This window comes from Streptomyces sp. NPDC048664, assembly GCF_040650555.1.
Classification (GTDB): domain Bacteria; phylum Actinomycetota; class Actinomycetes; order Streptomycetales; family Streptomycetaceae; genus Streptomyces.
The window spans coordinates 21,299-47,858 of record NZ_JBEZHK010000045.1; the positions used below are offsets into that span (position 1 = coordinate 21,299).

Consider the following 26,560-nt stretch of genomic DNA (forward strand, 5'->3'; position numbering starts at 1 on the left):
GTTCATTCCCCCAGGTCGAGAGTGAGTTTGTGGACGGCGAACGCCTCGGCGTAGCGCGCCTGGCATTCGATGCCGCGGATCCGCGCGAGGCCGAGAAAGGCCTCCCGGTCGTACCAGGGACGGTGCCGCTGCGAGGGGTAGTGCTCCGCCAGCAGTCGCGCCTTCTCCTCGGCGATCTCGGGCGACAGCGGCTGGTACACCGACGGACGGCCGAGGTCGCCGTCCCATTTGACGATCTCGTAGCCGAGCACGAGGTGGTCGCGGAACGCGGTCGGCAGCAACCGGGCCAGGCAGCGGTGGTCCTGGTGCGCGTCATCGGTGCGGGGCGCGAGGATCAGATCCGGCTCGGTCCGCTCGCGGAACTCCTCGACCGCGGACTTGGCCTCCTCCCAGTGCGCGGGCAGCCGGCCGTCCGGCAGCTTGAGCACGGTCAGCCGCAGGTCGGCGCCCGGGCAGAAGGCGGCGAGCGCGGCCCGCTCCTCCTGCTCGCGCTCGCCGCCGCCACCGGAGAGCACCAGCGCGTCGACGCGGACGCCCGGCCGCGCGCGGCACAGCGTCAGCAGCGTGCCGCCGGCGCCGATGGCGATGTCGTCGCAGTGCGCGCCCAGCGCGGCGATCCGGTCCAGGCGCCCGGCGCCGAGCGCGATCACGCGGTCCTCGTTCCGGCGCCGTGCTCCCACACGGCCCACGGGCGGTCGCCCCGGGTGTAGGCGTCGTCGAGCGCGGCGCGCTCCTTCACGGTGTCGGTCGGCTTCCAGAAGCCGCGGTGCTGGTAGGCCACCAGCCGCCCGCTCTTGGCCAGTTGGGCACATCCGTCGGCGACCAGGTCCCCGTTCTCCGGGATGTGGTCGAAGACCTCCTGGCGGAGCACGAAGTAGCCGCCGTTCTCCCACAACGGCATGTCGCTCACCGCGGTGATGCCCCCCACCAGGGCGTCGTCGCCCAACTCCACGCAGTGGAAGGAGGACTGCGGCGGCACCACCATCATCGACGCGCCCGCGTCGCGCCGGGCGAACCGGTCGATCATCTCCGGCAGCGGGGCGTCGGTGAGCACGTCGGCGTAGTTGGCGAGGAACATCTCGTCGCCGTCCAGGTGGTGCCGCACCCGGCGCAGCCGCTCCCCGATCGGCGACTCGATGCCGGTCTGCGCGAACGTGATCGTCCAGGAGGCGATGTCGGTGGACAGCAGCTCGGTCCTGCCGCCCCGCAGCACGAAGTCGTTGGACGTCGTCTCCTCGTAGTTGAGGAAGAAGTCCTTGATGTGGTGCGCCCCGTACCCGAGGCACAGGATGAACTCCGTGTGCCCGTAGTACGCGTAGTAGCGCATGACGTGCCAGATCAGCGGGCGCGGGCCGACCATCGCCATCGGCTTGGGCACGTCGTCCGAGGCCCCGCTGCGCATCCGCAGCCCGTAACCGCCGCAGAACAGTACGACCTTCACCGCTTCACCTCGACAACGCTCAGTTCCGGGATGGGGAAGACCAGCCGGCCGCCCCACTCGTGCACGAAGGACAGCTGCTCGACCAGCTCCTCCCGCAGGTTCCACGGAAGGACGAGGACGTAGTCCGGCCGGTCGGCGGCTATCCGCTCGGGCGGCAGGATCGGGACGCGGGTGCCCGGGGTGAACCTGCCGTGCTTGTAGGGGTTGCGGTCGACCGTGTACGGGAGCAGGTCGGGCCGGATGCCGCAGTGGTTGAGCAGGGTGTTTCCCTTGCCCGGGGCGCCGTAGCCGACGACCGTCTCGCCGCGCTCGGCCGCCTCCACCAGGAACCGCAGCAGGTCCCGGCGCACCTTGGCCACCCGGGCGGAGAACTCGGCGTACCCGGACAGCTCCCGCAGCCCGGCGGCCTTCTCCCTCTCCAGCACGTCGCTCACCCGGCGTGACGGCTCCCCGGCCACCTCGGCCGGGCGGGCCCACAGCCGGATGGAGCCGCCGTGCGTGGGCAGCAACTCGACGTCCACCAGGGTGAGTCCGCCGCTCTCCAGCGCCCGGATCGCGGACGCGACCGTGTAGTACTGGAAGTGCTCGTGGTAGATCGTGTCGTACTGGTTCTCCTCGATCAGGGTCAGCAGGTGCTGCACCTCGATGGAGACCCAGCCGTCGTCGGACACCAGGGCGCGCAGCCCCCGCGTGAACCCGACCACGTCGGGGATGTGCGCGTACACGTTGTTGGCCACGACCAGGTCCGCCGGGCCGTGCTCGGCCCGGACGGCGGCGCCGGTCCGAGGGGACAGGAACTCCGTGAGCGTGGGCACACCCGCGTCCCGCGCCGCGGCGCCGACGTTCACCGACGGCTCGATGCCCAGGCAGCGGATCCCCCGGTCCACGACATGCCTCAGCAGATACCCGTCGTTGCTCGCCACCTCGACCACGAAGGCGTCGGGGCCGAGCCCCACCCGCCGCACGGCGTCGTCGACGAACGTGCGCGCGTGCTCCACCCAGGAGGTCGAGAAGGAGGAGAAGTACGCGTACTCGCTGAACGTCTCCTCCGGTGTGATCAGCGGAGGGATCTGCGCGAGCCAGCAGTCGGTGCAGACCCGCAGATGCAGCGGGTACGTGGTTTCCGGCTGGTCCAGTTGGTCCGCGGCGAGAAAGCTCTCACACGGCGGGGTCGCCCCGAGATCGACGACGCTCGCCAGTGACGCCGCCCCGCAGAGTCGGCATCGATTCATCTACTGCCCCCATCCCGCTCGCGCGGGCGCACCCGCCGCGAGCCCGTTGCTTCGTCCCCCGACGGCGGCGGACCGTCCCCGCCGCCCGACCGACCCGCGATCGCGGTCCGGTACTCCTCCAGCAGGCGCTCCAGCCCGACGGCCGGGCTGAACCCCCGCTCGTAACGGCGCCGGGCCGCCCGACCCATCTCCCGGTTGCGCGCCGACCCGCCCGTGACCCGGCGCAGGCAGGACGCGAGCGAGGCCGCCTCACCCGGCCGGTGCAGCAGCCCGGTCACCCCGTCCTCGACGAGCTCGACGAAGGCGCCGTGACCGGCCGCGACGGCCGGGACCCCCGCCGCCATCGCCTCCACGACCACCAGGCCGAACGCCTCCAGCCATGTGGAGGGGGCCACCACGGCGACCGACCGCGCGATGGCCTCGCGGCACTCCGCCTGGTCGTACAGGCCGACGTACCGCACGTCGTCCCGGCCCGCCGCCCAGGCGGCGACCTCCCGCTCCAGCGGCCCCGCGCCCGCGATCACCAGCGGCACGCCCACACCGCCGCCGGCGGCGACCTCGTCCCACGCGGCCATGAGCAGGCGCACGCCCTTGGCCTCGGCGAGCCGCCCCAGATACAGCAGATGCTCGCCGTCGCCGTCCCGGCGGGCGCCCGGGTCGGGCACGAAGTTGTGCTTCACCGCCAGCCGCTCGGGCGGCAGCCCGGCTCCCACCAGGACGTCGCGCTGCGCCGCGGAGATGCACAGGAACCGCTCCACCCCGGTCCACCACCGCCGCCGGTTGACCGACATGCTCACCGCGAGCGGCAGCGTCGCCAGCCGGGACCCGCGGTAGCAGCCGTGCCGGACGGCAGGCAGCGGTGAGGATCCGACGCACTCGGTGCACGGCCGGCCGTCCCGCTGCAGCGTGCCGGGCGGGCAGACCTGGGTGTAGTTGTGCAGCGTGGCCACGGCGGGCACGCCGGCGTCGGCGCAGGCGGCCAGCACCGCCGGTGACAGCAGCGGGAAGACGTTGTGGACGTGCACCACGTCCGGCCGCTCGGCGCGAAGCCGGGCGGCGAGCTCCGCCCGGACCCCCGGGTTCCACGGCACCAGCAGCGGTATCGCGGCCTTGCCCAGCAGGGACCGGGCGGCGATGTCGTCGCTGCGCCGCTCGAACACCTCGACCCGGTGGCCGGCCCCGCGCAGCAGCGCCACCTCCTGGTCGACGACCTTGTTCTCCCCGCTCGGCTGCGCCGAGGCGTAGCGGTTGTGCACCACGAGGACGTGCATGCTCAGGCCACCTCCGATCTCTGGGCCCATCGTGGGACGCGTCGTCTGGGGGGCTCCGGCGTCGGGACGGAGACGGCCGGGGCCGGCACCAGCAAGGAGGCGGCCACGGTCAGATGCAGCAGATACGGCGAGGCGTCGCCCAGCCCCGCCTCGGTGTACGACGCGATCGCGCAGTAGCTGATCAGGAAGATCGCGCAGGCCCTCGACAGCGACGGCGGCCGCAGCAACGCGACGCCGCCCAGCACGACGATCATCGCCGCCACCAGGACGACGCCGACCATCCCCTGCTCGTTGTAGACGGCCAGCCAGCTGTCGTCGATCGGCAGCCCGCCGAACGACTTGTCGCCCAGCCCCACTCCGAACAGGTACTCCGTGGTCGTCCGGGGTGCCGCCAGCAGGGCGTCCCAGACCTTGGCCCGACCGGTGAGGCTGGTGAAGTTCTCCTGACTCTGACCCCGCAGGAACCACGTCTGCAGGGCGGAGGCGAACCCCACCGCGGCCACGGTGCAGCACAGCACCGTCCAGGAGAAGAACCGGCGGGCCGCGGCGCTGGTCAGGACGAGCGAACAGATCGCCAACGCCAGTCCGACGAGCAGGCCGAGCGTGGCCGTCCGGGTGTGGGTCAGCGCGAGCAGCACGAGCGAGGGCACCACGACCACCGCCGCGCTGGTCCGGTCGGTCCGGTGGCCCAGCAGGAGCAGCACCGCAAGCCCGATGATCACCGCCGCGTACTGCCCGATCTGGGGCGGTGTCAGCGGCCACAACGCGCCGACCAGCCGCCCGCCGTAGAGGTCGGGCATGGCCGCGCCCGGTGAGGCGACCGCGCCGGCGGCCACGGTGCCAAGGACCGCGAAGTACATCCGGATGTGGTGCCGGACGAAGGTCGTGCCCCCGTCCCACCAGCGGCTGAGCAGCCACAGGGTGCCGACGAAGAGGGCCAGCCGGGCGCACCGGAACAGCGCGCCGAACCCGGACTCCAGGTTGGCGCTGGAGATCACGCTCAGTGCCAGCAGCAGGGTGAGCAGGAACAGGAAGGCACTGGCCCGGATGCGCAGCCGCAGGTTGACCACGAGCGCCAGCGCGAACGCGGTGACCAGCGAGCCCATGGTGACCATCTGGATGAGGGAGCGGGGCAGCGGGACGATGGTCCTGGCCCCGGCGGAGCCGAGCGTGTTGAGGATCAGCAGTCCCCAGACCGTGCCGACGAGCCTGGGCGTGTGGTGCTCGCTCATCTCACCCACCCCCGGAAGCGCGCAGGGTGCTGCCCGCGTCCTGCTGGTACGGCATGCCCTGCCACTGCACGGAGTCGAGGGTCCGGCTCGGGTCGTGGGCGACGAAGGTCCACGACCCGACGTAGACGTTGTCGTGCCAGTGGTTGTCCTGCTTGCCGGTGATCGCCTCCGCCACCCCGTCGCCCTGGTACGGCGACCAGTCCGGGTAGGTGCCGTAGTTGGCGAGCACCGCCATGCGGTCGCACTTCACCGTGCAGCCGACGACGGACTTGTCCAGCACGAAGCGGTTGTCGTGGATGTCCACCCGCTGGGTCTTCCACCGGCAGTCGTCGCGCAGCGGTGCGGTGGCGATCGCCGGCTGGACGCAACGGGCGGTGTCCTTGACCAGCAACGTGCAGATCCCGGAGGAGGAGTTGGCCGGGCTGTTGCAGAACCGGTCGGCGTTCTCCCACAGGGTGATCCCGGACCAGTTGTTCTCCAGCACGTTCCCGTAGATCTCGATCCTGTTCGTGCGGGCCCGGATCCGTGGTTCGCCGCCGGACTCGGACAGGTAGACGGCCGCGACCGGGAAGTTGTCCCCGCGGTCGGCGTACGCACGGCCCTCGACCCAGTTGTTCCGCCGGATGACGTTCTTGCGGATGATCGCGTTGTAGCTGGTCTCGTAGGTGAGCGCGGCACTGTCGTTGGCCTCGATCAGGTTGTTCTCGATGAGGAAGTCGTTGTTGTCGGTGTCCGCCCACAACCCGACCCCGTGGTTGCCGTGCACCCAGTTGCCCCGCACGTCGGCGCCGTCGACGGCCCAGAACTTGACGCCTCCGGTGCACCCGCACCCCGGCCGCCGCCGCTCCCAGTCGTCCGTGTTGTTGCCCGCGATCTCGTTGCCGTCGAGCACCAGGCCGCCGAGCGGGCCGCCGCCCTTGTACGCGTTCATGCCGTACTGGCCGTTGTCGCGAAGGCAGCTCGCGCGGACCTGCTGGCGGGCACCGGCCATCAGCCCGGCGCCGGAGTTGTGCTGGATCGTCGCGTGCTCGATCACCCAGCCGTCCGCCGAGTCGTGGTTGACCACGCCCTCGTCACGCGGGGCGACGAAGTCCTGCACGGTCAGATAGCGGAGGGTGACGTCGCGGGCGGCGCCGCCGAACGCGTACTGGTTGGTCCTGCGGCCGTCGAGCACCGCGCCCGGCGCGCCGAGATAGCTGTCCCCCTCCTTGGGGACGACCTGGGCGTAGCGGTCCGGCTTGAGCCTGTGCCGGCCCGGGCGCAGCCAGAACGTGGTGTGCGGCGGGCTGCTCCTGGTCTTCTCGGCCAGGTCGCCGACCACCGCGGGGTCGACCGTCACCGCCCCCGCCGGTGCCTTCGCCGGACCGGCGGCGGGTTCGGCGCACACCCGGGCCACGGACGCGGACGGCGCCGCGGTCGGCTTCGGCCGCGGGCCCGGCGTGCTCTCGCAGCCGGTCGCCGCCGAGAGGGCCAGCGCCAGCAGAGCGGCCGGTAACACCCAGTGCCGCGACGTGATCCCCAAGGGTCCTCCCTAGTCGCGGAACGTGAGTACGGTGGTGAACCTCTCCACGCCGTCGGCGAAGCCGCCGCCGACCAGCGTGGTGGAGGGTTCCTTGCGCCCGAAGCCGGGGGAGTACCAGCCCAGTGGCGGGTCGCTCTCGCCGCGATGCGCCCGCCAGCTCAGCTGCCCGGGCAGATCGAGCGCCGCCGATCGGTTCTCGCCGTCCCGGGTCCAGGTGAGCACCGCCCGGTTCCCCACCAGGTCCGCGGTGATCGCCGGGCCGAGATGGAACGCCAGACGCACGGCCCGGCGCGGGCCGCGCACCTCGTCGACCACCGTCAACTCCTTCGAAACGGAGGCTAGTTCCACCTGGCGGCGGTGCACGGACTGCTGGTAGCCGTCGTGCTCGGCGCACCAGCGGACCGTGCCCCCGTCGGACCCGCCGGCCGCGTCCGCGACCAGGACGCGGCTGCGGGCATGCCGGGTCCACAGGAACGGCCCGCCGGAGACCGACTGGTCGGCGCCGTCCAGTTGCAGGGTGTTGTGGCCGAGGGTGGACCGGAAGTACCGCCGCCACTCGGGCTGCCCGTGGTAGCAGAACGTCCCCGGGTCGGCGAGCACGTCGACCCCGTCGTGCCGGACCTCCACGGACAGCGCGTCCGCGTGCGCGTGCGCCGCGATCGACAGGAACCCGTGCGGACCGCCGTCGCAGCGGCACCAGATCTCGTCCGGGCCGCGCAGGATCGTCAGGCCCGCGTCGGCGAAATGGGCCGGCCGGCTCGCCGGGCGGAAGGCGGCCGGTGCGGTTCCCCCTTTCGCGGAGGGCCGGATGAGCGCGGCCAGCAGCGGGGTGCGCACATCGGTACCGGTCACCGCCGGCCACCAGTCGAGCCTGCCGAACACCCGCTCCCCGGTGGCCAGCAGCGAGGCCCAGCGGTCGGTGCCCGCCCCGTCCACGACCAGCCCGTGCCCGTCGTCCGCGTCGCCCTGGCGCGGCGGCCGCAGCCGGCCGTCCACGACGGCCGCGAGCGCGTCGGTCATCCGCAGCAGCACCAGCCGGATCGACGAGGGCACCGGTACGCCCGCGGCGTCCGCCTCGGCCACCGCGGTCAGGCCCAGTTCCAGCACCAGCCCGTGGTACTCGGTGGCCAGCTCGCGGTTGAGGCCGGAGCCGAAGGTGTTGTCCCGCAGGTGCCGCTCCAGCGACCGCAGCGCGTCGGCACGCCAGCGCGCCGAGGAGGGGAACCACCCGAACGCGCAGGCCGCGGCGAACTGCCCGGCGGCCTCGGCGACGACGTGGTTGTTCGCCGAGGAGCCCCGGCTGGGAAAGGCGGCCAGCCAGCGCTGGTGGTGCCAGATCTGGCGGAGCGCCACCGGGTTGTCCTCGAACAGCGGGGCGGCCCCCGGCCAGCCGTCGAGCAGCCGGCGGATCCACACCCAGGACAGCAGCCGGATCCCCAGCTCGATGCCGCTGGTCCAGTGCACCGAGCGTAACGGCGCGTTGGCCGCCCACCACGACCGCAGGTGCTCGGCCACCCGCTCGGCGTACCGCTCGTCCCCGGAGGTCGCGTAGGCGGCGGCGAGCACGGTGAGGTACTGGTGCCGGGACAGCTCCCAGATCTGCTTGATGTCCCCGACCGCGTCCTCGTCGCGGTACGGCACGTCGAACGCGTAGCCCCACGGAGCGCGGCGCCCGGTCTTCGGGTCGTACCACCAGTCGGGGTCGACCAGATCGTCGCGGACCACCCCGAAGAACTCGGCGTGCCCGGCCATCAGCCGGTCCGCCTCGGCGAGCAGGCGCTTCACGGCGTCGGGCGGCACGGCGGCGATCGTCCCGGCAGGGAGTACGGCGGTGAACCGGGCGCCGCTCACGCGGGGAGCGTCGGGCCGCGCCGAGCGCCACCGGCGCCTGCGCACCGCGTCGCCCACCCGTCCGCCCACCTCCCGCGGTCCCATCCGGGACAGCCTTCGCAGGTACCAGCCCGCGCTCATGGTCATCGCGTCCTCGCCAACGTCACCCGTGTGCCGCCGGCCAGGCCGGCCCCCACGGCGAGGGTGGCCGCCGTGGTGGCGACCAGCGACTCCAGCGGCACCGGCATCGGGCCGCCGGTCCGCACGGCCTTGACGAACGCGGCCAGTTCGGCGGACTGGCCCTTGTCCCGCGCCTTGGGCAGCCGTGAACTGACCCACCGCTTGCGGCCGTAGACCGAGGCGCGGACGAAGTCGTCGAGCCGCAGCACCCTGCCGTCCGCGACCAGGTCCAGCGTCTCCTTGGGGAAGCCGGGCGCGCCGGTGGTGACGTAGCTGATGGTGGCCGTGGACCCGTCGGGGTAGTGCAGCACGACCTGCAGGTCCTCGGTGCCGGGCGTGGCGACCGCGTACACCGACACCGGGTCGGCCTCCAGCAGCCAGCTCGCCGTGTCGATGAAGTGCCCGCCCTCACCGGCGAAGCGCGAGCCCTCGCTGCCCCGTTGGAGATACCAGCTCCCGTGCTGCAGACGGCCCGCGTTGACCAGGTAGCGCAGGCTCGCCGGACCGGTCCGGGCGCCGAACCGCTGCCTGGCCTCGCGCAGCATGGGCGAGAACCGGCGGTTGAAGCCCACCTGCAGCCGGTCGTTGCCGGACTCCTCCACCGCCGCGAGCACACCGGACAGCTCGTCCTCGGTGAGCGCCAGCGGCTTCTCCACGAACACGGCCTTGCCGGCCAGCAGCGCCCTGCGGGTCAGTTCGGCGTGCGAGCTGTGCCGGGTGACGACGAACACCGCGTCGACGGACGTGTCGCCGAGCACGGAGTCGAGATCGGTGGTCGCCTCGGCGAAGCCGAACTTCCGCTGAGCGTTGGCCGCCGACAGCGCCGTCGTGGTGACGACCGTCGACAACTCGACTCCCTCGCGCCGCACCAGGTGCGGCAGCAGCATCGACGTCGCGTAGTTCCCCGCACCGACGAACGCGAGCCGCACCGGAGTCCTGGCGGACCGGGCCGGGGCCGGAACCTGGCCGCTTCTCCGCACCGCGGGCACGGCCACCGCCGGGGCCTGCGCCTCCTGCGGGTGCCCGGGGTACCGGAACAGCACGGCCACGGCCTTCAGTTCGCCGTCCTTGAGGCTCCGGTAGGTCTCGACGGCGTCGTCGAAGTCGGCGACGTGGGAGACCAGGGGCTCCACGTCGACGCGGCCCCGGGCCAGGAGGTCGAGGAAGCACGCCAGGTTGCGGCGCTCGGTCCAGCGCACGTAGCCGATCGGGTAGTCCCGCCCCTCCAGCTCGTACGCGGGGTCGTACCGCCCGGGGCCGTAGGAGCGGGAGAACCGGACGTCCAGCTCCTTCTCGTAGTACGCGTTCCACGGCAGGTCCAGGCGGCACTTGCCGATGTCGACGACCCGGCCCCGGTCCCGGCACAGCCGCGCGGCCAACTCGACCGGCTCGTTGCTGGCGCCGCCCGCGGCCAGGTACACCTGGTCCACGCCGTGGCCGCCGGTGAGTTCGGCGACGGCGGCCTCCACGGCGGCGGAGGCGGGATCACCGCAGGCGGCTGCCCCCAGCCGCTCGGCGAGCTCGCAGCGCACCGGGTCGGGGTCGACCCCGACGACACGGACCCCCGCGGCGACCAGCAACTGCACCACCAGCTGCCCGATCAGCCCGAGGCCGATGACCAGCGCCGCCTCGCCCAGCTGCGGCTCGCCCTGGCGGACGCCCTGCAACGCGATCGACCCGACGGTGCCGAAGGCCGCGTGCCGCGGCGCGAGGCCGTCCGGTACGGGGGTGTAGAGGTTCTTCGGCACCCAGTTCAGCTCGGCGTGCAGCGCGTGCTCGTTGCCGGCGCAGGCCACGAGGTCGCCGACCTTCACCTCGTCGACCCCCTCGCCGACCTGCTCGACCACACCGCACAGCGAGTAGCCGAGCGGCGTGTAGGAGTCCAGCTTGCCCATCACCTTGCGGTAGGTGGCGGGCACCCCGTTGACGGCCACGCTCTGCATGACCTTGGCCACCTGGTCCGGCCGCGAACGGGCCTTGCCCAGCATCGACATGCCGGCCTCGGACACCTTCATGAGCTCGGTGCCGGTCGATATCAACGAGTAGGCGGTCCGGACCAGCACACCCCCCGGCTTGCACCCCGGCACCGGCACGTCGAGCACCGCCAACTCACCGCTCTTGTAGTTCTGCACAACCTGCTTCAACCGAAGTCCCCTTGTTCTGGAGCCTGTTCCTAAGCCGTCTTCCGAGCCGCCGAACGAGCGTCCCCGCCGGACCCGGAGGTCGCGTCGCGGTACCAGTACTCGAGGGTCAGCACGTGCCACAGATGTTTCGAGAAGTCCCGCTGCCCTGCGGCGTCCTCGGCGACCATGCGCGCCAGCGCGTCGCGGCGCAGGAACCCGGAGCGGACGAGCACGCCGTCGTTGACCACCTCGCGCACGAGCGGTGCCAGATCGCGGCTCATCCAGGCGCGCAGCGGGGCGCTGAACAGGCCCTTGGGCCGGTACACGATCTCCCGGGGCAGGATCGAGGTGGCCGCCTCCTTGAGGACGGCCTTGCCCTGCCGCCCGACGATCTTGCGATCCCCGGGCACGGCGAACGCCGCCCTGACCACCTCGACGTCCACGTACGGCACCCGCACCTCCGTCGACGCGGCCATGCTGGAGCGGTCCGTGTAGGCGAGGTTCAGGCCCGGCAGGAACATCCGGGCGTCGCCCAGGCACATGCGGTTGACGAAGTCGTCGAGGTCGTTGTCCCGGTAGACGTCCGCGTGCTCGGTCAGCACGTCCTCGACCGCCGGCGCCAGGTCGGGGTCGACCAGGGCGAGCAGCTCGTCCTGGTCGTACATCGTGTAGCTGCGCCGGAACGCGGTCTCCTCCGGCAGGTCGGCGAAGGAGAGGAACCGCTTCGCGAAGCGCACCGACCGGTAGCCCCGGCGGCTCGTCGCGACCGGGAGCCGGTCCACGGCCCTGGACAGGCCGCGCCGCATGGGCCGCGGGACACGCTGGTAGCGCAGCGCGACCAGGTTGGCCAGGTGCTTGCGGTAGCCGGCGAACAGCTCGTCGGCGCCCATGCCCGAGAGCATCACCTTGACCCCGGCCTCCCGGGCGGCCGAGCAGATCAGGAACGTGTTGATCGCGGCGGGGTCGCCGATCGGCTCGTCCAGGTGGTACGTCATCCGCGGCAGCAGGTCGAGCACGTTCGGAGCGATCTCGATCTCGTGCAGGTCGACGCCGAACCGCTCGGCCACCCGGCGGGCGTAGCGCAGGTCGTCCGGCATCGCCTCGAATCTGGCGTCCTCGGGGCGGAACCCGATCGTGTAGGCGGAGATCCCGGGTCGGTGGCGGGTGGCGAGCGCCGTCAGATAGCTGGAGTCAAGACCGCCGGAGAGGAACGTCGCCACCGGGACGTCGGAGACCAGGTGCCGCCGGGTCGACTCCTCCACGATGGAAGCCAGGTCCGGCTGCTCGCCGCTCAGGGCCCGCTCCCGGCCCTCGGCGGCGACGTCCCGCAGATTCCAGAACCGGCCGCGCTCCACCCGGCCGTCGGGCCGGCACCTCAGCCAGCTCCCCGGCGGCAGCTTCTCCGCCTCGCGCAGCGCGCACCGCGAGTCCGGCACCCAGTAGTACAGCAGCGAGGCCACCAGCGCCGCCGGATCCACTTCCAGCGGGTCACCGGTCACGGCGGCGAGCGCCTTCAGCTCGGAGGCGAACACCAGTCCCGCGCCGCGCCGGAGCAGGAACAGCGGCTTGATGCCGAGCTGGTCGCGGGCGAGCACGAGCTCACCGGTCCGCTCGTCGAAGATCCCGAAGGCGAACATGCCGCGCAGCCGGGCCAGGCAGTCCGTGCCCCAGCGCCGCCAGGCCTCCAGCAGCACCTCGGTGTCGGAGGTCCCGCGGAAGCGCACCCCGGCCGCCACCAGCTCGGCGCGCAGCTCGGGCGCGTTGTACAGCTCGCCGTTGTACGTCAGGACGAGGCCGTCCGAGGCCATCGGCTGGGCGCCGGTCTCGGACGGGTCGATGACGGCCAGCCGGCGGTGCCCGAGGTGCACCTCGCCGTCGCCGACGGGGTGGCTGTAGCGGCCCGCCCCGTCCGGACCGCGATGGGCGAGGGTATCGGTGAGCCGGTCCGCCACGGCCTTCCCGTCCGGCCATCGGTAAGCGCCTGCGACGCCACACATCTCTACCGCACCTCCTGGTCGCTGTCGGGGACGCGTGCCGCCCGTATCGGCAGCCGTTCGGCCCGCCGTCGGCCCGTCCCGCTCTGTCGGGCAGTCCGCTCGCCGCGGCCGCGCAGCGCGGTGTGCAGCCCGTCCCACAGCGTGCCGTCGGTCCGGTCACGCGGATCGGGGTCGATCAGCACCACACCGATCACCTCGACGCTCTGGTCCGCGAGTTGCCGCGCCACGGTGTGCAGCCATGCGGCGCTGCCGTGTCCGGCACGCACGACCAGCACGGTCCGGCTGCCGAGGTGCTTCAGGTCGGTCCATGCCGTGCCGGGCGCCACCGAGCCGACGCCGAGGGTGAGTTCCTGATCCGACAGGGCCGCGGCGCGCTCGCCGCCGACCACGGTCGGGTCTCCTGGCCTGGGGCGGCGGCCGGAGAGGTGGGTGCCGGGCAGTGCGTCGACGACGACCACCGGCCCCTCCGCCGCCATCGCCCTGGCCAGGTCCAGGGCGATCTCGCTCGTGCCGCGGGCACAGCCCAGTTCCAGCAGCGACACCGGTTCCGTGGAGCCGCGCACGGTGCGGGCCAGGGACGTGGTGAGCCGCTCGCGCGCCGCCCGGACCCGTCGGCGCCGCCACCGCCGGGCCGACCGGCGGGGCAGCTCCGCGATGACCGAGGCGCCGAGGTTCGCCGCGATCTCCCGGCGCAGCACGGGGCGGTCCGCCACCACCGCGCCGACCGCGGACACCGAGAGCCCGAGGACGAGCCCGAGGACGAACCCGATCGCGGCGTCGGTGGCAGCGGTCTTCGGCAGGGACTGCCGCACCACGCGCGGGGCGTCCACGACCTGGGTGCCGGCGATGAGCTGGGGCGTGCCGACGCGGGCCTCCGCGGCGCGCTGGCCGAAGTCGGTGATCCGCGAGGTCAGCGCGGCCCGGTTGGCGAAGAGCGACTCCAGGTCCGCCGACGCCTTGGGCCCGCTGCCCGACGATCCGTCTCCGATCGCCTTGTTGACCTGGGCCAGTTCGGCCTGCAGCCGGGACCGCTGGTCGAGCAGCGCCTTGGCCTCGGCGTTCGCGGTGTCCTCGATGCGCTTGACGTGGTCCGCGACGAACGCGTCGGCCAGTGCCTTGGCGCGAGCCGAAGCCTGCGCGTCGCTGTCGCCCGTCACGGTGATCCGCAGCAGGTTGTTGGTCAGGCCGACGCCCCCGTAGTCCCGCAGGAAGTCCTCCGGCTTCTCGGTGGACCCGAGGGACCGCAGGGCCTGGCCGGCGATCCGCGTGGTCTGCAGCAGCCCGACGTCGGTGCGGATCAGCGTTCCGGGGTCGTTCGGCTGGTCCTGCTGATGCGCGACCAGCACCGTGGCCACCGCGGTCGGCGGCGCCGGCAGCAGGACCGCCATCGCCGCGCCGGCGAACAGCCCCAGCACCGCCATGGAGAACCACAGGCGGCGCCGTCTGCGCACCGCCACCACCAGCGCCTGCAGGTCCAGCAGCGGAGCCGTGGCCGACGACTCCGCGGTCGTACTCGTCGTCACCCTGAACTTCCCTTCGCGTCGTCGCAGGCCGCGAGCAACGTCGTGCCGGCGTCCCGGGGACGGCCGGCGGACCGCGTCGAACGGACCCGGACCGTGCCGGCGAGGACGACGCCGACGACCTCGTGCCGGGCGTCCTCGCACGCCTCGGCGATGCCGGCGAGTTCCCCCGCGGTCCAGCTGCCCGGGCTCAGCACGACCAGGGCACCGGACTCGTGGTCGCGGTCCGGCACCATCGGCTGGGACGCCGAGACCCCCACCACTCGCAGCGTGGAGTGCCCTCGGTGCGCGGAGCCCGGCCCGGGATCGCTCTCGGCCTCGGCGACGAGCTGCCCGGCGGCCCGGCGGGCGGTCTCGTCGCCGTCCGGGACGACGACCAGCAGCCTTCGGGGGGCGGGCAGTTGGTCCCGCAGACGGGCGTACACCCGCCGGTAGCGGATTCGCCGGTCGGCCTCGTCGCCCGACGCCCGCGGGGTCGGCAGGTCCCACCGCACGTCCACGCCCAGCAACCGGCGGATCCGGCTCCGCGGGCCCCGGCCTCCCGGCCGGTGCGCGCGCCGTTCACCGGGCACGTCGACGGTGCCCAGCAGGGCCGAGCCCAGCGCGGCGGCGATCTCCGACGGGCTGCGCAGCCGGCGGCTCATCCGCGTGGCGGCGAGATGGCCGACGACCGTGAGCAGGAAGAACAGCAGCGCCCCGGCGGCGATGAGCTGCGTCCTGGTCGGCGGTGCCTCGCCGGCCGGCCGGGCCGCCGACCCCAGCACGACCATGTCGGTCTTGCCGGCGGTCGGGTCGGCCTGGTCCAGCTTGGTGACGGCCTCCTCCAGCGAGGTGCGCAGCTTCTCCAGCTCGGTGCGGGTCTGCACGCTCTCCACGGTCTTCCCCGGATCGGCCGCGTCGGCCAGGGTGGTGATGCGGCGGCTGGTCTGCACCACCATCTGCCGCAGTGCGTCGAGCTGGTCGGCCGCCTCGGAGTCGGTGCCATCACCCACGACCCGCGTGGCGAACCTGACGAACTGCTGGGCCACCTGGTCGCAGAGTTGCTGTGCGTGCTCCGGGGTGTCGGCCGTTCCCGAGATCTTGATGATGTTCCCCTCGGTGGCCGTGGCGCTCACCTGCTTCCGCAGCTCGCCGCCGTCGACCCCGTGCCAGGCGAGCGTGGCGGCGGCGCGGTCGACCACCACCGAACTGGTCGCGATCTCCGTCTGCGTCAGCAGCTGGCGCTCCTCCCACGCCCCCGACAGCAGCACCGATGCCGACGTCGTGTATCGGGGTGGGAAGAGGAACGAGGTGCCGTACCCGACGAGCGCGCCCACCAGGGTGAGGATGACGAGGAGCCGCCGGCGCCGTTGGATGATCCGCCCGATCGTGACCAGGCGTATCGTGTCGTCGTTCACGTTCAACGGTGCGGCCTCCGCGGTGTCCCGCCGTGGGCGCCGTCCGGCACCGAGGGGTGGTCGCCGCAGGCGGCGGCGTAGGCGGCGAGCAGCGACGCCTGTGAGTTCCGCCAGGCCAGCGGGCCGCCGATCCGCTCCTGGCCGATCCTGCCCATCCGGGCCCGCTTCTCCGGATCGTCCAGCAACTGCGCGATGAGCCCGGCGAACGCGGCCTCGTCGTTGCCGGGCGCGTAGACGGCGGCGTCTCCGGCGGAGACGCGCGCCTCCTTGAGGTCGAACGAGACGACCGGTCTGCCCATCACCATGTACTCCAGGACCTTGTTCATGGTCGACACGTCGTTGAGCGGATTGCGCGGGTCGGGGGAGAGGCACACGTCCGCGGTGGACAGGTAGCGCACCAGGTCGGCGTCCGGAACGCGCCCGGTGAACTGCACCTGGTCCGCGAGCCCGAGCCGCCGGGCCAGCTCCACCATCGCGTCGAAGGTGTCGCCCGCGCCGACGAACACCGCGTGCCAGTCGGTCCGCCCGAACTCGTCGCGCAGCTTCGCCAGGGCCCGCAGGGCGTAGTCGACGCCGTCCTGCGGACCCATGACACCGAGGTAGCACAGCAGATGGGGTTTGCCGCGCCTCAACTCCGGCTCGGGGGCGACGGGGTGGAACCGGGTGGTGTCGGGTGCGCTGCGCACCACGAAGACGTCCGAGGGCCGCCGACCGCCACGGCGCACCGCGACGTCCCGGTAGCTCTCGTTCGTGGCGAGCACGACGTCGGCGGCCCGGTAGGTCAGCCGTTCCAGCGCGCACACGGCGTGGTAGAGCAGGTCCTCGCCGCGGCCGAACCGGGAGAGGTACAGCTCGGGAACCAGGTCGTGCTGGTCGAAGACGAACCGCGCCCCGCGTCGCTTCGACCACAGCGCCGGCAGGAACAGCAGGTCGGGCGGGTTGCAGGCGTGGACCACGTCGACCGGGCCGACCTTCCGGGCCAGCCGGAAGGTGTGCCACAACGCCGATCCGTACTCCTTCAGATAGCCGGCCGGGCCGCCGGTGGCCGCGCGCAACGGGTAGCGGTGGATGCGCACCCCGTCGATCTCCGCCTCCGCCTCCGTGTCCCGTTTGCCTCCCTGCGGGCAGATGACGTGCACCTCCCAGCCCGCGTCGCGCAGTGTCGTGCACTCCTGCCACACCCGCCGGTCGAACGGCACCGACAGGTTCTCCACCAGGATCAGCGCGCGCCGGCCCCGCCGGTCGCCGCTGGTCGCGTCACCAAGCAAGGCCCATGTACCCCGGTCCGGCCCGGCGCGCCTCGGCGTCGGGGAGGCGGATGAGATCGATGATCACCGGACCGTCGTCGTCGCTCTGGGGCAGCGCCGAGAGCACGGCCGGATCCCTGGTCCCGACCAGGCACACGTCGGCGTGCTCCAGCACCTCCTCGACGGAACCCGCGAGCAGTTGCGCGAGATGCGGCAGCCGGGTCTCGATGTACTCGCGGTTCGCGCCGAGCAGCCGGGACAGGCTCACGTTCGCGTCGTGGATCCGCAGGTCGTAGCCCTTGCCGAAGAGCCTCTCGGCCAGCTCGACCAGCGGGCTCTCGCGGAGGTCGTCGGTGCCGGGTTTGAAGGACAGCCCGAACAGGCCCACCCGGCGTCTGCCGGTGCGCTCCACCAGCTCCACCGCGCGCTGCAGATGGTCGGAGTTGGAGGGCAGCACATGGGAGAGGATGGGCACCGAGACGTCGGCCCGCTGCGCCGCGTGGACCAGGCTGCGCAGGTCCTTGGGCAGGCAGGAGCCGCCGAAGGCGAAGCCGGGCCTCAGGTAGGCGGGGCTGATGTTCAGCTTGCGGTCGGCCAGGAACACGTCCATCACCTGGTGCGAGTCCACCCCGAGCGCCTGGTAGACCGCGCCCAGCTCGTTCGCGAAGCCGATCTTGAGGCCGTGGAACGCGTTGTCCGCGTACTTGATGGCCTCGGCCGTCGGGATCGCCACCCGGAACACCTCGCCGGGCAGGCCGTCGTAGAGCGCCGTCACCGCGTCGCCGCTTGCCGGGTCGAGCTCGCCGATGACGGTCTTGGGCGGGTCGAAGAAGTCCCGCACGCTCGTGCCCTCGCGCAGGAACTCCGGGTTGACCGCGACCCCGACGTCCACTCCGGCCGTGCCGCCGACGTACTTCTCCAGGATCGGGACCAGCAGGTTCAGACAGGTGCCCGGGAGCATGGTGCTGCGGAACACGACGGTGTGCCGCCCGCCCCGCTCGGCCAGCGCGGCGCCGATCTGCTCGGTGACCCTCTCCAGGTACGTGGTGCACAGACTGCCGTTGGGCTCCGACGGCGTGCCGACGCAGACGAGCGACACCTCGCTGTCCTCGATCGCCTCGCGGACGTCGCACGTGGCGCGTAACGCCCCGGTCCGCACGACCTCGGCGACGAGTTCGCCGATACGTTCCTCCACCACAGGGGCCTTGCCGTCGTTGACCAGGTCGACCTTCACCTGGGCCACGTCCACCCCGATGACCTCGTGCCCCATGCTGGCCAGGCACGCGGCCGACACACAGCCGACGTAGCCGAGCCCGAAAACGGAGACTCTCATGTCTCGTTCCTCCCCCCAGGCAGGCCCTTGCGGCCTGCGGTCCGCGCGCCGACGGGACGGTGGTCCCCGCGCATCAGTACGCCCCCTGCCCGTAGAGCACCGCACGCAGCGTCTTCCACAGGATCACCGTGTCCAGGGCGAGCGACCAGTCCTCCACGTAGCGCAGGTCCAGCCGCACCGCCTCCTCCCACGACAGGTCGCTGCGTCCGCTGATCTGCCACAGACCGGTGAGGCCGGGTTTGACCAGCAGGCGTCGCCGGATGTCGGGGCCGTAGGCGGCGGACTCCTCCGGTAAGGGAGGCCGCGGGCCGACGAGCGACATCGATCCCGTGAGCACGTTGAACAACTGCGGGAGTTCGTCGATCGAGTACCGGCGCAGCACCGTTCCCACCCGGGTCACCCGCGGATCCCTGCGCAGCTTGAACAGCAGTCCGGCGCCCTCGTTCAGGTCGGCCAGCTCGCCACGCGCCCGGTCCGCCCCGGCGACCATGGTGCGGAACTTGAGGATGGTGAACTCGCGCCCGTCCTTGCCGACCCTGCGCTGGCGGTAGAACGCCCCGCCCCGGCTGTCGGCGAGCACGATCAGCCCGACCGCCAGCATCAGCGGCGCGAACAGCACCAGCAGGATCGCCGCGCCCAGCCGGTCGACGACCCCCTTGATCGCCCGGCGTCCCCCGGTGAAGGTGGGCATGCTGACCCGCAGCAGCGGAATCCCGAGCACCGCGTCGACATGCAGCCGTGGGCCGGCCACCTCCATCAGCACGGGGGCCACGACCATCTCGGCGTCGCTGCCTTCGAGGTTCCAGGCCAGCCGCTGCAGCCGGTCCGGTGACCAGTGCGGGTCCGGTGTGACCGCGACGACCCGGTAGCCGTCGCGGCGGACGTGGTGCGCGACGTCCGCCAGCCCCCCGACGACCCGCACCCCGTCCAGTTGGTCCTCGCCGAGCGCGAGACCGTCCGTGGTGCACACCCCGTCCACCCGCCAGCCGAGGTGCGGGAACTTGCGGGTCCGGGAGATCATGTCGCGCACGGTGGCCGGGCTCCCGGCGGCGAGCACCGGTCGCAGGCACCGGCCTTCCTTGCGCTGCCGGTGCAACCACAGGCGCAGCAGATACCGCGCGGTCATGGTGACGAGGGCGATCGCGGGGATCGCGACGAAGATCCAGAGTTTGATGTTGCGCGAGGTGAGGGCGATCCCGCCGAGCGCCAGGACGACGGTCGCCGCGAAGAGCGAGCGTCCGAGCCGGCGGAACTCCTCGGCTCCCTGGCCGAGAACGGCCGGAGCCCACGACCGGCTCATCGCCAGGGCCCCCAGCACCAGCAGTTCGGTTCCGAAGGCGAGAATTCCCCACTTCTCGTGCCAGTTGGCCGCGTCCCGGGCCCCGAAGAAGTTGCCGATCGCGGTCACCACCAGGGCGGTGGCCACGGTGTCACTGGTGATCACCGCACGGCGGTACCGCTGTTCCCATTCGATCGCGGGCGGGCTGGTCGCTCCTTTCGCAAGACGCTCGCTCGCCGACGGGAACGGGCTGACTAATCCCCCTTGCTGCACAGAACCCCCCAGGTCCCCAGTGGTTCGACAGGTGTGCCTCGCACTGTTGCTCCCCCCGGGAGGCCCCTCACGCCCCCCGCACGCCCCCTCCCCTCACGCACGACCGACCGGCTGTCGCGGGGCTGCCTGAGCAACCCGCACGGGCGGCGGGCTCACGTGCCCCGCCGGAATATCGAGCTGTGCGGGAGCCCGTCGAGACCTCGTGTGCTCCCCGCACTCAAGATCTTTTCGGGCTCCGGGAATCGATCATTCCCGAGTCCGACGCCGGAACCGCGATCACTGGTATTGGCGCCGGACCTGTAGATCATCTATGGCTGCCCCGACTTCGAACAGCTGAAGCACGGTCAATTTAGACCATGGGGGCCTGTATGAAGAGAGGATTGTGTGTAATTCGTGCTCAAGATTTGAAGCAGGGCTCCACCGGGCGCCGACCGCCCACGGACACCCTTACGTCATCGCACGCCTGAGCAGCGTGTTCGCCCCGTCCGCGGGGGCCGCGCGTCAGCGCATGATGTTGACCGCACGGGCCACGACCAGACCCACCGTCATGATGGAGACCGCCGACTGCATCAGCATCAGCAGCTTCGCCCACCGGGACAGGGGCATGGTGTCGGTGGGGCTGAAGGCGGTGGCGTTGGTGTACGAGACATACAGGTAGTCGAGGAAGGCCGGTTCCCAGTCCCGGCTGACCAGATCCTGTGCCTGCATCTGCGGGAAGAGGAAGTCCGGATGGACGCGGTGGGCGTGCGCCCGCGCGACCGGGCCGCCGCGGTCGAACTCCCAGTACCACAGGGCGAAGACCGCTACGTTGGTGCCCCAGATCCCGGCCGCCTCCAGGAGGAGGGGACCCGCGTCGCTTCCCCCGTGCCCCTCCAGCAGCAGGAGGACGAGCCGGGCCAGCGACCAGGCGTTGGCCACGCTGGCGACCGCCGCGAGGACCAGGGACGCGAGGCGGAGCCTGACGGACTCGCGGTTGATCCTGCCCGGATTGCCGAGCACCAGCACCACGAGGAAGACGCCCTCCACCGCGGGCAGCAGCCAGAACGGGGGCAGCGCCAGCCGGTGCGGCTCGGCGAGCTGCGCGGCGATCACGAGCGCGACGACCGCGGCGACGGGTAGGCGGTGCTCACCGTCGGTGGGCCGCCGCCAGGCTGGGACCCCGGCCGTCCGCGGCGCGCCAGCGGACCCGGGAGAGCCGAGGGAGCCACCGTGGGAGTCGGGGGAGCGGCCGGGGACGGGGCCGGTGCCGGGATGGGGCGAGTCGGTCATGGGGGCCAGTCTTTCCCGCCGTCGATCGCGACCGCACGCCGCCTCCCCGCGCGGCCCGGCCCTTCGGACGACCGGGCCGGGCGCCCGGCGGCGGAAGCCTGGCGCCCGGACGGAATCAGGACCGCGTCTCGGCGCGGTCGGCCGTCCCCCACAGAGTGTGGAAGCTGCCCTCGCGGTCCACCCGGCGGTAGGTGTGCGCGCCGAAGTAGTCGCGCTGGCCCTGGGTGAGGGCGGCCGGCAGCCGGTCGGCGCGCAGGGAGTCGTAGTACGACAGCGCGGCCGAGAACGCCGGCACCGGCACACCCCGGCGGGCGGCCGCCGCCACCACCTCCCGCCACGGCACCTGGGCATCCGCGATCTCCGCCGCGAAGCCGCTGTCCGACAGCAGGCTGACCAGGGCCGGATCGGCGTCGTACGCGGCACGGACACGGTCGAGGAACGCGGCGCGGACGATGCAGCCGCCGCGCCAGATCCTGGCCACCGCGCCGAGGTCGATCGCCCAGCCGAACTCCTCGGCGGCGTCGAGGATCATCTTCCAGCCCTGGTCGTAGGCGATCAGCTTCGACGCGTACAGGGCCTGCTCCACCCGCGCCGTGAAGCGGGCGGCCTCGTAGGAGGTGAGAGCCCCGTGGGCGGCGCCGGGCAGCCCGCGGTACGCCGAACGCAGCGCCGCCTGGCCGGAGGCGGCGCGGGCGAAGGTGGCCTGGGCGATGGCGGTCACCGGAGAGCCGAGTTCGAGCGCGGTCTGCACGGTCCAGCGGCCGGTGCCCTTCTGCCCGGCCGCGTCGGCCACGACGTCCACGAACGGCCTGCCGGTCTCCGCGTCCACATGGGCCAGCACCTCGGCCGTGATCTCGATCAGATACGAGTCCAGGCGCCCCTTGTTCCAGTCGCGGAAGATCTCCGCGATCTCGGCCGGAGCGTACCCGGCGACCTGGCGCAGCAGGTCGTACGCCTCGGCGATCAGCTGCATGTCGGCGTACTCGATGCCGTTGTGGACCATCTTCACGAAGTGGCCCGCGCCGTCCGTGCCGATGTGCGTGGCGCAGGGCTCGCCGTCCACCTTCGCGCTGATCTCCTCGAACATCGGGCCGAGAGCGGCATACGACTCCGGGGAGCCGCCCGGCATGATGCTGGGCCCGTGGAGCGCGCCCTCCTCGCCGCCGGAGACACCCGCGCCGACGAAGTGGAGACCGCGCTCGCGCAACGACCGCTCCCGGCGCCGGGTGTCCGCGAAGTGCGCGTTGCCACCGTCGATGATCATGTCGCCGGGCTCCAGGAGCGGCGCGAACTCCTCGATCACGGCATCCGTCGCGGCCCCCGCCTGCACCATGATCATCAGGCGTCGGGGGCGCTCCAGCGCCGCCACGAATTCCTCGGCCGTCCCCGCCGCCACGAACGCGCCCTCGTGCCCGAACTCCTCGACCAGTGCCGTCGTCCTGGCAGGGGTCCGGTTGTGCACGGCGACGGTGTACCCGTGCCGCGCGAAGTTCCGGGCCAGGTTGCGGCCCATCACGGCGAGGCCGGTGACGCCGATCTGCGCGGTCGCCTGCATGCTGTGCTCCTCGGTTCCAGATCCGCCGCGCCCGCCGTGGGTCCGGGCCCGGGGATGTCGCTCGGTGCGGCTCGCACCGCTTCACCGGTCAGGTACGGACGAGAGGGCGGGAGTTGCTCAGCGGCGCGGGGGAGACCTCGGGGCTCCTTCAGGGTCCGAGCACGAGCAGGGAGGCCCACAGCGCGGCCACCGCGGCCACCAGCGCGGCCGGTACGGCGATCACTCCGAGCCGGGTGAACTCCCCGAGGTCCACGGTGTGCTCGTGCTGGTGCACGATGCGGCGCCACAGCAGGGTCGCCAGGGAGCCGGCGTAGGTCAGGTTCGGGCCGATGTTGACGCCGAGCAGGACCGCGAGCACCGCCCCCGCCCCCGAGGGGGCGGCGAGCGGCAGCAGCACCAGGACGGCCGGGAGGTTGTTGATCAGATTGGCGAGCAGCGCCGACACGGCGGCGACGCCCAGCAGGGCGAGCAGCCCGGTCCCGGCGGGCAGCACCCGGCCCAGCGCGTCCGCCAGCCCGTTGTCGACCACCGCGCGCACCACGACGCCGAGCGCGAGCACGAACGCCAGGAAGGACGGCGCCGCCGCGCGCACCACCGTGAGCGGGCCGGCCGTACGCCGCACCAGGGCCCGGCCGGCCAGCGCGAGCGCCCCGCCCAGTGCCGACCACGCGGGATCCACGCCGATCAGCGAGGCGAGCACGAAACCGGCGAGCGTGCACGCCACCGTCACCAGTGCGTACAGCGGCAGCGGCGCGGGCTCGCCCTCGTCGCGGGCCGTCGCCCCGGCGTCGAGATCCTGCCGGAAGAAGCGCCGGAAGACGACGTACTCGACGGCGACGGCGACCAGCCAGGGCAGGGCCATCAGCGCGGCGAACCGGGTGAAGCTCAGACCGGCCGCGCCGAACGCGAGCAGGTTGGTCAGATTGGAGACCGGCAGCAGCAGCGACGCCGTGTTCGACAGATGGGTGCAGGCGTACAGGTGCGGCCGGGGGCGGGCGCCCATCCGGGCCGCCGTGGCGAACACCACGGGCGTGAGCAGGACGACCGTCGCGTCCAGACTGAGCACGGCGGTGATCACCGAGGCGAGCGCGAACACCGCGGTCAGCAGCCGCCGGGGGCGCCCGCCCGCCCGGCGCGCCATCCACGCGCCGCACGCCCGGAACAGCCCCTCCAGGTCGCAGAAGTGGGCCAGGACCAGGACCGCCGCGAGGAAGCCGACGACCGGGCCCAGACGCGCGACCTCGGCCGCCGCGTGGTCCGGGGAGAGGGCGCCGGACGCGATCACGATCCCGGCGGCGGGCACCGCCCAGACCGCCTCCGGCAGCCCGAAGGGGCGTACCACCGCCCCGGCGAGCACGGCGGCGAGCAGGACGACGGAGAGGGTCTCGGCCAGGGGGGTGTTCAGGGCGGGGTCCTTCCGGATACGCGGACTCGGGGGTGCCCTTCCACCACGAGGGGCGCATCAGGGCCCTTCCATCACATCAGGTCGGAGCGCTCCCACACGCCTCGGGCACGCGCTCCCGCGCCTCAGCCGCGGGTACGGAGCTCCCAGCCGTGGTCCACCGGCCCGATCCCGGCGCCCAGCGCGAAGCCGGCGGCGATGGCCCCCGTGACGTACTCCTTGGCCCGGCGGACCGCGTCCGGCACCGTGAGTCCGCGTGCGAGCCCGACCGACACGGCCGAGGCGAGGGTGCACCCCGTGCCGTGGGTGTGACGGTTGTCGTGCCGCCCGGCACGCAGCCAGTGCTCCTCGCGGCCGTCGGTCAGCAGGTCCACGGCGTCGCCCGGCAGATGCCCGCCCTTCACCAGCGCCCACGCGGGGCCGTACGACAGCAGCCGCTCGGCGGCCCGGCGCATGCCCGCCTCGTCGCGCACCACGACGCCGGTCAGCTCCGCCACCTCGTCCAGGTTCGGCGTCGTGACCGTGGCACGGGGCAGCAGCCGGGTGCGGACGGCGTCCAGCGCGTCGTCGGCCAGCAGCCGGTCCCCGTGCTTGGACACGCTCACCGGGTCCACCACCACCGGGACCCGGGCGTCCGCGAGCAGCTCGGCGACCGTGGTGACCAGCGCGGGCGAGGCCAGCATCCCGGTCTTCACGGCCTGCACGCCGATGTCGTCCACCACACTGCGGTACTGCGCGCGCACCGCCTCGACGGGCAGCTCCCAGGCGCCCTGCACCCCGACGGAGTTCTGCGCGGTCACGGCGGTGACCACGCTCATCCCGTGGGCGCCGAGCGCCAGCATGGTCTTCAGGTCGGCCTGGATGCCGGCGCCGCCGCCGGAGTCCGACCCGGCGATCGTCAGGACGCGGGGCGGCGCGCTCATGCGGCCCCCTCCTCGGCGCTCAACACGCGCCCGTCCTCGCGGACGCGCAGCGGGGCGTACACGGCGAGGGCCACCAGGAACGCCACGTAGGGGGAGACGTCGGCGCCGTGCAGCGCGTGCGCGACCGGACCGACGTACAGACCGGTGTCCATGAACGGCACGGCCGCGGCGAAGGCGCCCACGAACGCGACCAGCGGCGGCCAGGGCGAGCGCGGGCGGGCCGTCGCCGCGGCGAGATCCGTCACCGCGCCCCGCCGCACCAGCCAGTCCACGACCACGATCGCCACGAACCCGGGGATCCAGTAGCCGACGAACAGCAGCACGTTCTGGAAGCGGGCGGTGGTGTCGGCCGCGTGCATCCACAGCACCAGCGGGAAGCCCAGCACGGCGGCCAGGGCCGCGGCGGCGGGACGCGGCACGCGCACACCGACGGTCTGCAGGGCCAGGGAGCCGCTGTAGTCGTTCATGGCGTTGCTGCACAGCGCGGCCAGCGCCACGGCCAGCAACCCGAGCGCGCCCGGGACGCCGCCGCCCAGCAGCCGGTCGACGCCCGCCGCCGTCTGGTCGGTGAGCACGGAGGCGCCCCACAGGCCGAGGACCTGGACGGCGAGGAAGGACACGACGAGGCCGAGCAGCGTGCACCAGAACATCCGGGCACGGGAGGTGGCGCGGGGCAGATAGCGGCTGAAGTCGCTGGCGTACGGCGCCCAGGACAGGGTGAGGCTGAGCGCGACGGTGCTGGTCAGCACGAACGCGCCCGCCCGGTCGGCGCCGTGCGCGCTGCCCGTGGCGGCCAGGTGCGCGCTGTCCGGCATCCGCAGCGCGATCAGCGCGAAGGCGGCGGCGAGCACGAAGGTCATGACGATCTGCATCCGGTGGATCGCCTCGTAGCCCAGGACCCCGAGCGCCCCCTGACCCAGCATCATGACCAGCACCCCGAGCCAGAACGGCCAGCCGCACAGCCGTGCCAGCGCGTCCCCGCCGAACAGCCCGATCAGCGCGTCCCAGGCGACCGACGACAGCCACTGCAGCACTCCCGGCAGCGCCACCGCGCGAGCGAACGCCAGCCGGGCGAGCGGCAGCTGACCGGCGCCGGTGCGGCTTCCCCAGGTGCCGAGGTAGGCGGGGGGCGCCGCGCCCACCACGGTGCCCAGGACCACGGCGACGAGCGCGGTGGTGAAGTCCAGCCCGAACACGATGCCCAGGGTGCCGGTGAACACACCGGTCATGGTCAGGTTCGGCGCGAACCACACGGTGAACAGCCGTCCCGCGCCGCCGTAGCGGTTGCTCTCGGGGACGGGCTCGATGCCGTGGCCCTCGACCCTGAGGTCACCGGGAGCCGAGGGCATCCGGCCGTCGAAGACGGCCCGCGGGCCGTCGGCGGGCAGCCCGCCGGAAACATGCGCCAGTGGCATGGATGACATCCCTCCGCCAGTACGAACTGGTTCAGGTTCAACGGGTGTGATCTCAGCCCTCGCGGGGGCACCCCGTGTCCGGTACGGCGGCAAGACTAACCCGAGCCACCAGGAGCGAC

General features: G+C 72.8%; 19 protein-coding genes and 1 riboswitch. All 19 genes read right to left on the reverse strand.

Annotation, left to right across the window (positions count from 1 at the left end; all coding sequences use genetic code 11):
• Positions 1–2 precede the first annotated feature (2 nt).
• Complete coding sequence (locus tag AB0C59_RS32695; protein ID WP_363011098.1) at positions 3–650, reverse strand: PIG-L family deacetylase; 648 nt, start codon at positions 648–650, stop codon at positions 3–5.
• Positions 647–1,441, reverse strand: coding sequence for a glucose-1-phosphate cytidylyltransferase (locus tag AB0C59_RS32700; RefSeq protein WP_363011100.1), 795 nt, complete (start codon positions 1,439–1,441; stop codon positions 647–649). The genes AB0C59_RS32695 and AB0C59_RS32700 overlap by 4 nt, the downstream gene beginning before the upstream one ends.
• A complete protein-coding gene (locus tag AB0C59_RS32705) occupies positions 1,438–2,673 on the reverse strand; it encodes a class I SAM-dependent methyltransferase (protein ID WP_363011102.1) in 1,236 nt (411 codons plus the stop codon). Before AB0C59_RS32705 ends, AB0C59_RS32700 begins: the two co-directional genes overlap by 4 nt.
• The gene (locus AB0C59_RS32710) at positions 2,670–3,944 is read right to left on the reverse strand and encodes a glycosyltransferase (protein WP_363011103.1); all 1,275 of its coding nucleotides are present in this window, start codon (positions 3,942–3,944) and stop codon (positions 2,670–2,672) included. Before AB0C59_RS32710 ends, AB0C59_RS32705 begins: the two co-directional genes overlap by 4 nt.
• A 2-nt stretch (positions 3,945–3,946) precedes the next feature.
• Positions 3,947–5,176, reverse strand: coding sequence for an O-antigen ligase domain-containing protein (locus tag AB0C59_RS32715; protein ID WP_363011105.1), 1,230 nt, complete (start codon positions 5,174–5,176; stop codon positions 3,947–3,949).
• Position 5,177: 1 nt separating this feature from the next.
• Positions 5,178–6,698, reverse strand: coding sequence for a right-handed parallel beta-helix repeat-containing protein (locus tag AB0C59_RS32720; RefSeq protein ID WP_363011107.1), 1,521 nt, complete (start codon positions 6,696–6,698; stop codon positions 5,178–5,180).
• 9 nt (positions 6,699–6,707) lie between these two features.
• Entirely contained in the window at positions 6,708–8,675 is a 1,968-nt protein-coding gene (locus tag AB0C59_RS32725) for an alginate lyase family protein (RefSeq protein ID WP_363011109.1), read from the reverse strand.
• Positions 8,672–10,852: a bi-domain-containing oxidoreductase gene (locus tag AB0C59_RS32730; RefSeq protein ID WP_363011111.1), complete on the reverse strand. Its 2,181-nt coding sequence runs from the start codon at positions 10,850–10,852 to the stop codon at positions 8,672–8,674. Before AB0C59_RS32730 ends, AB0C59_RS32725 begins: the two co-directional genes overlap by 4 nt.
• A gap of 29 nt (positions 10,853–10,881) precedes the next feature.
• Positions 10,882–12,828, reverse strand: coding sequence for an asparagine synthase (glutamine-hydrolyzing) (gene asnB, locus AB0C59_RS32735; RefSeq protein WP_363011113.1), 1,947 nt, complete (start codon positions 12,826–12,828; stop codon positions 10,882–10,884).
• 2 nt (positions 12,829–12,830) lie between these two features.
• Positions 12,831–14,351: a Wzz/FepE/Etk N-terminal domain-containing protein gene (locus tag AB0C59_RS32740; protein ID WP_363011115.1), complete on the reverse strand. Its 1,521-nt coding sequence runs from the start codon at positions 14,349–14,351 to the stop codon at positions 12,831–12,833.
• Positions 14,348–15,745 carry a Wzz/FepE/Etk N-terminal domain-containing protein gene (locus tag AB0C59_RS32745; protein WP_363011117.1) on the reverse strand — a complete coding sequence of 466 codons (1,398 nt, stop codon included), beginning with the start codon at positions 15,743–15,745 and terminating at the stop codon, positions 14,348–14,350. Before AB0C59_RS32745 ends, AB0C59_RS32740 begins: the two co-directional genes overlap by 4 nt.
• A 2-nt stretch (positions 15,746–15,747) precedes the next feature.
• Positions 15,748–17,013, reverse strand: coding sequence for a glycosyltransferase family 4 protein (locus tag AB0C59_RS32750; RefSeq protein ID WP_363011119.1), 1,266 nt, complete (start codon positions 17,011–17,013; stop codon positions 15,748–15,750).
• Positions 17,003–18,325, reverse strand: a complete 1,323-nt coding sequence (locus AB0C59_RS32755) for a nucleotide sugar dehydrogenase (RefSeq protein WP_363011121.1) — start codon at positions 18,323–18,325, stop codon at positions 17,003–17,005. The genes AB0C59_RS32750 and AB0C59_RS32755 overlap by 11 nt, the downstream gene beginning before the upstream one ends.
• Positions 18,326–18,398: 73 nt before the next feature.
• Positions 18,399–19,877, reverse strand: coding sequence for a sugar transferase (locus AB0C59_RS32760; RefSeq protein WP_363011123.1), 1,479 nt, complete (start codon positions 19,875–19,877; stop codon positions 18,399–18,401).
• A gap of 501 nt (positions 19,878–20,378) precedes the next feature.
• The gene (locus tag AB0C59_RS32765) at positions 20,379–21,146 is read right to left on the reverse strand and encodes a hypothetical protein (RefSeq protein ID WP_363011125.1); all 768 of its coding nucleotides are present in this window, start codon (positions 21,144–21,146) and stop codon (positions 20,379–20,381) included.
• Between the two features lie 115 nt (positions 21,147–21,261).
• Positions 21,262–22,701, reverse strand: coding sequence for an NADP-dependent phosphogluconate dehydrogenase (gndA, locus tag AB0C59_RS32770; RefSeq protein ID WP_363011127.1), 1,440 nt, complete (start codon positions 22,699–22,701; stop codon positions 21,262–21,264).
• A gap of 148 nt (positions 22,702–22,849) precedes the next feature.
• A complete protein-coding gene (locus AB0C59_RS32775; protein WP_363011153.1) occupies positions 22,850–24,106 on the reverse strand; it encodes an SLC13 family permease in 1,257 nt (418 codons plus the stop codon).
• A 122-nt stretch (positions 24,107–24,228) separates the two neighbouring features.
• Entirely contained in the window at positions 24,229–25,026 is a 798-nt protein-coding gene (thiD, locus tag AB0C59_RS32780) for a bifunctional hydroxymethylpyrimidine kinase/phosphomethylpyrimidine kinase (RefSeq protein WP_363011129.1), read from the reverse strand.
• Positions 25,023–26,441, reverse strand: a complete 1,419-nt coding sequence (locus tag AB0C59_RS32785) for a cytosine permease (protein ID WP_363011131.1) — start codon at positions 26,439–26,441, stop codon at positions 25,023–25,025. Before AB0C59_RS32785 ends, thiD begins: the two co-directional genes overlap by 4 nt.
• Positions 26,433–26,526: riboswitch (TPP riboswitch) on the reverse strand. Its footprint overlaps the gene before it by 9 nt.
• Positions 26,527–26,560: the final 34 nt, after the last annotated feature.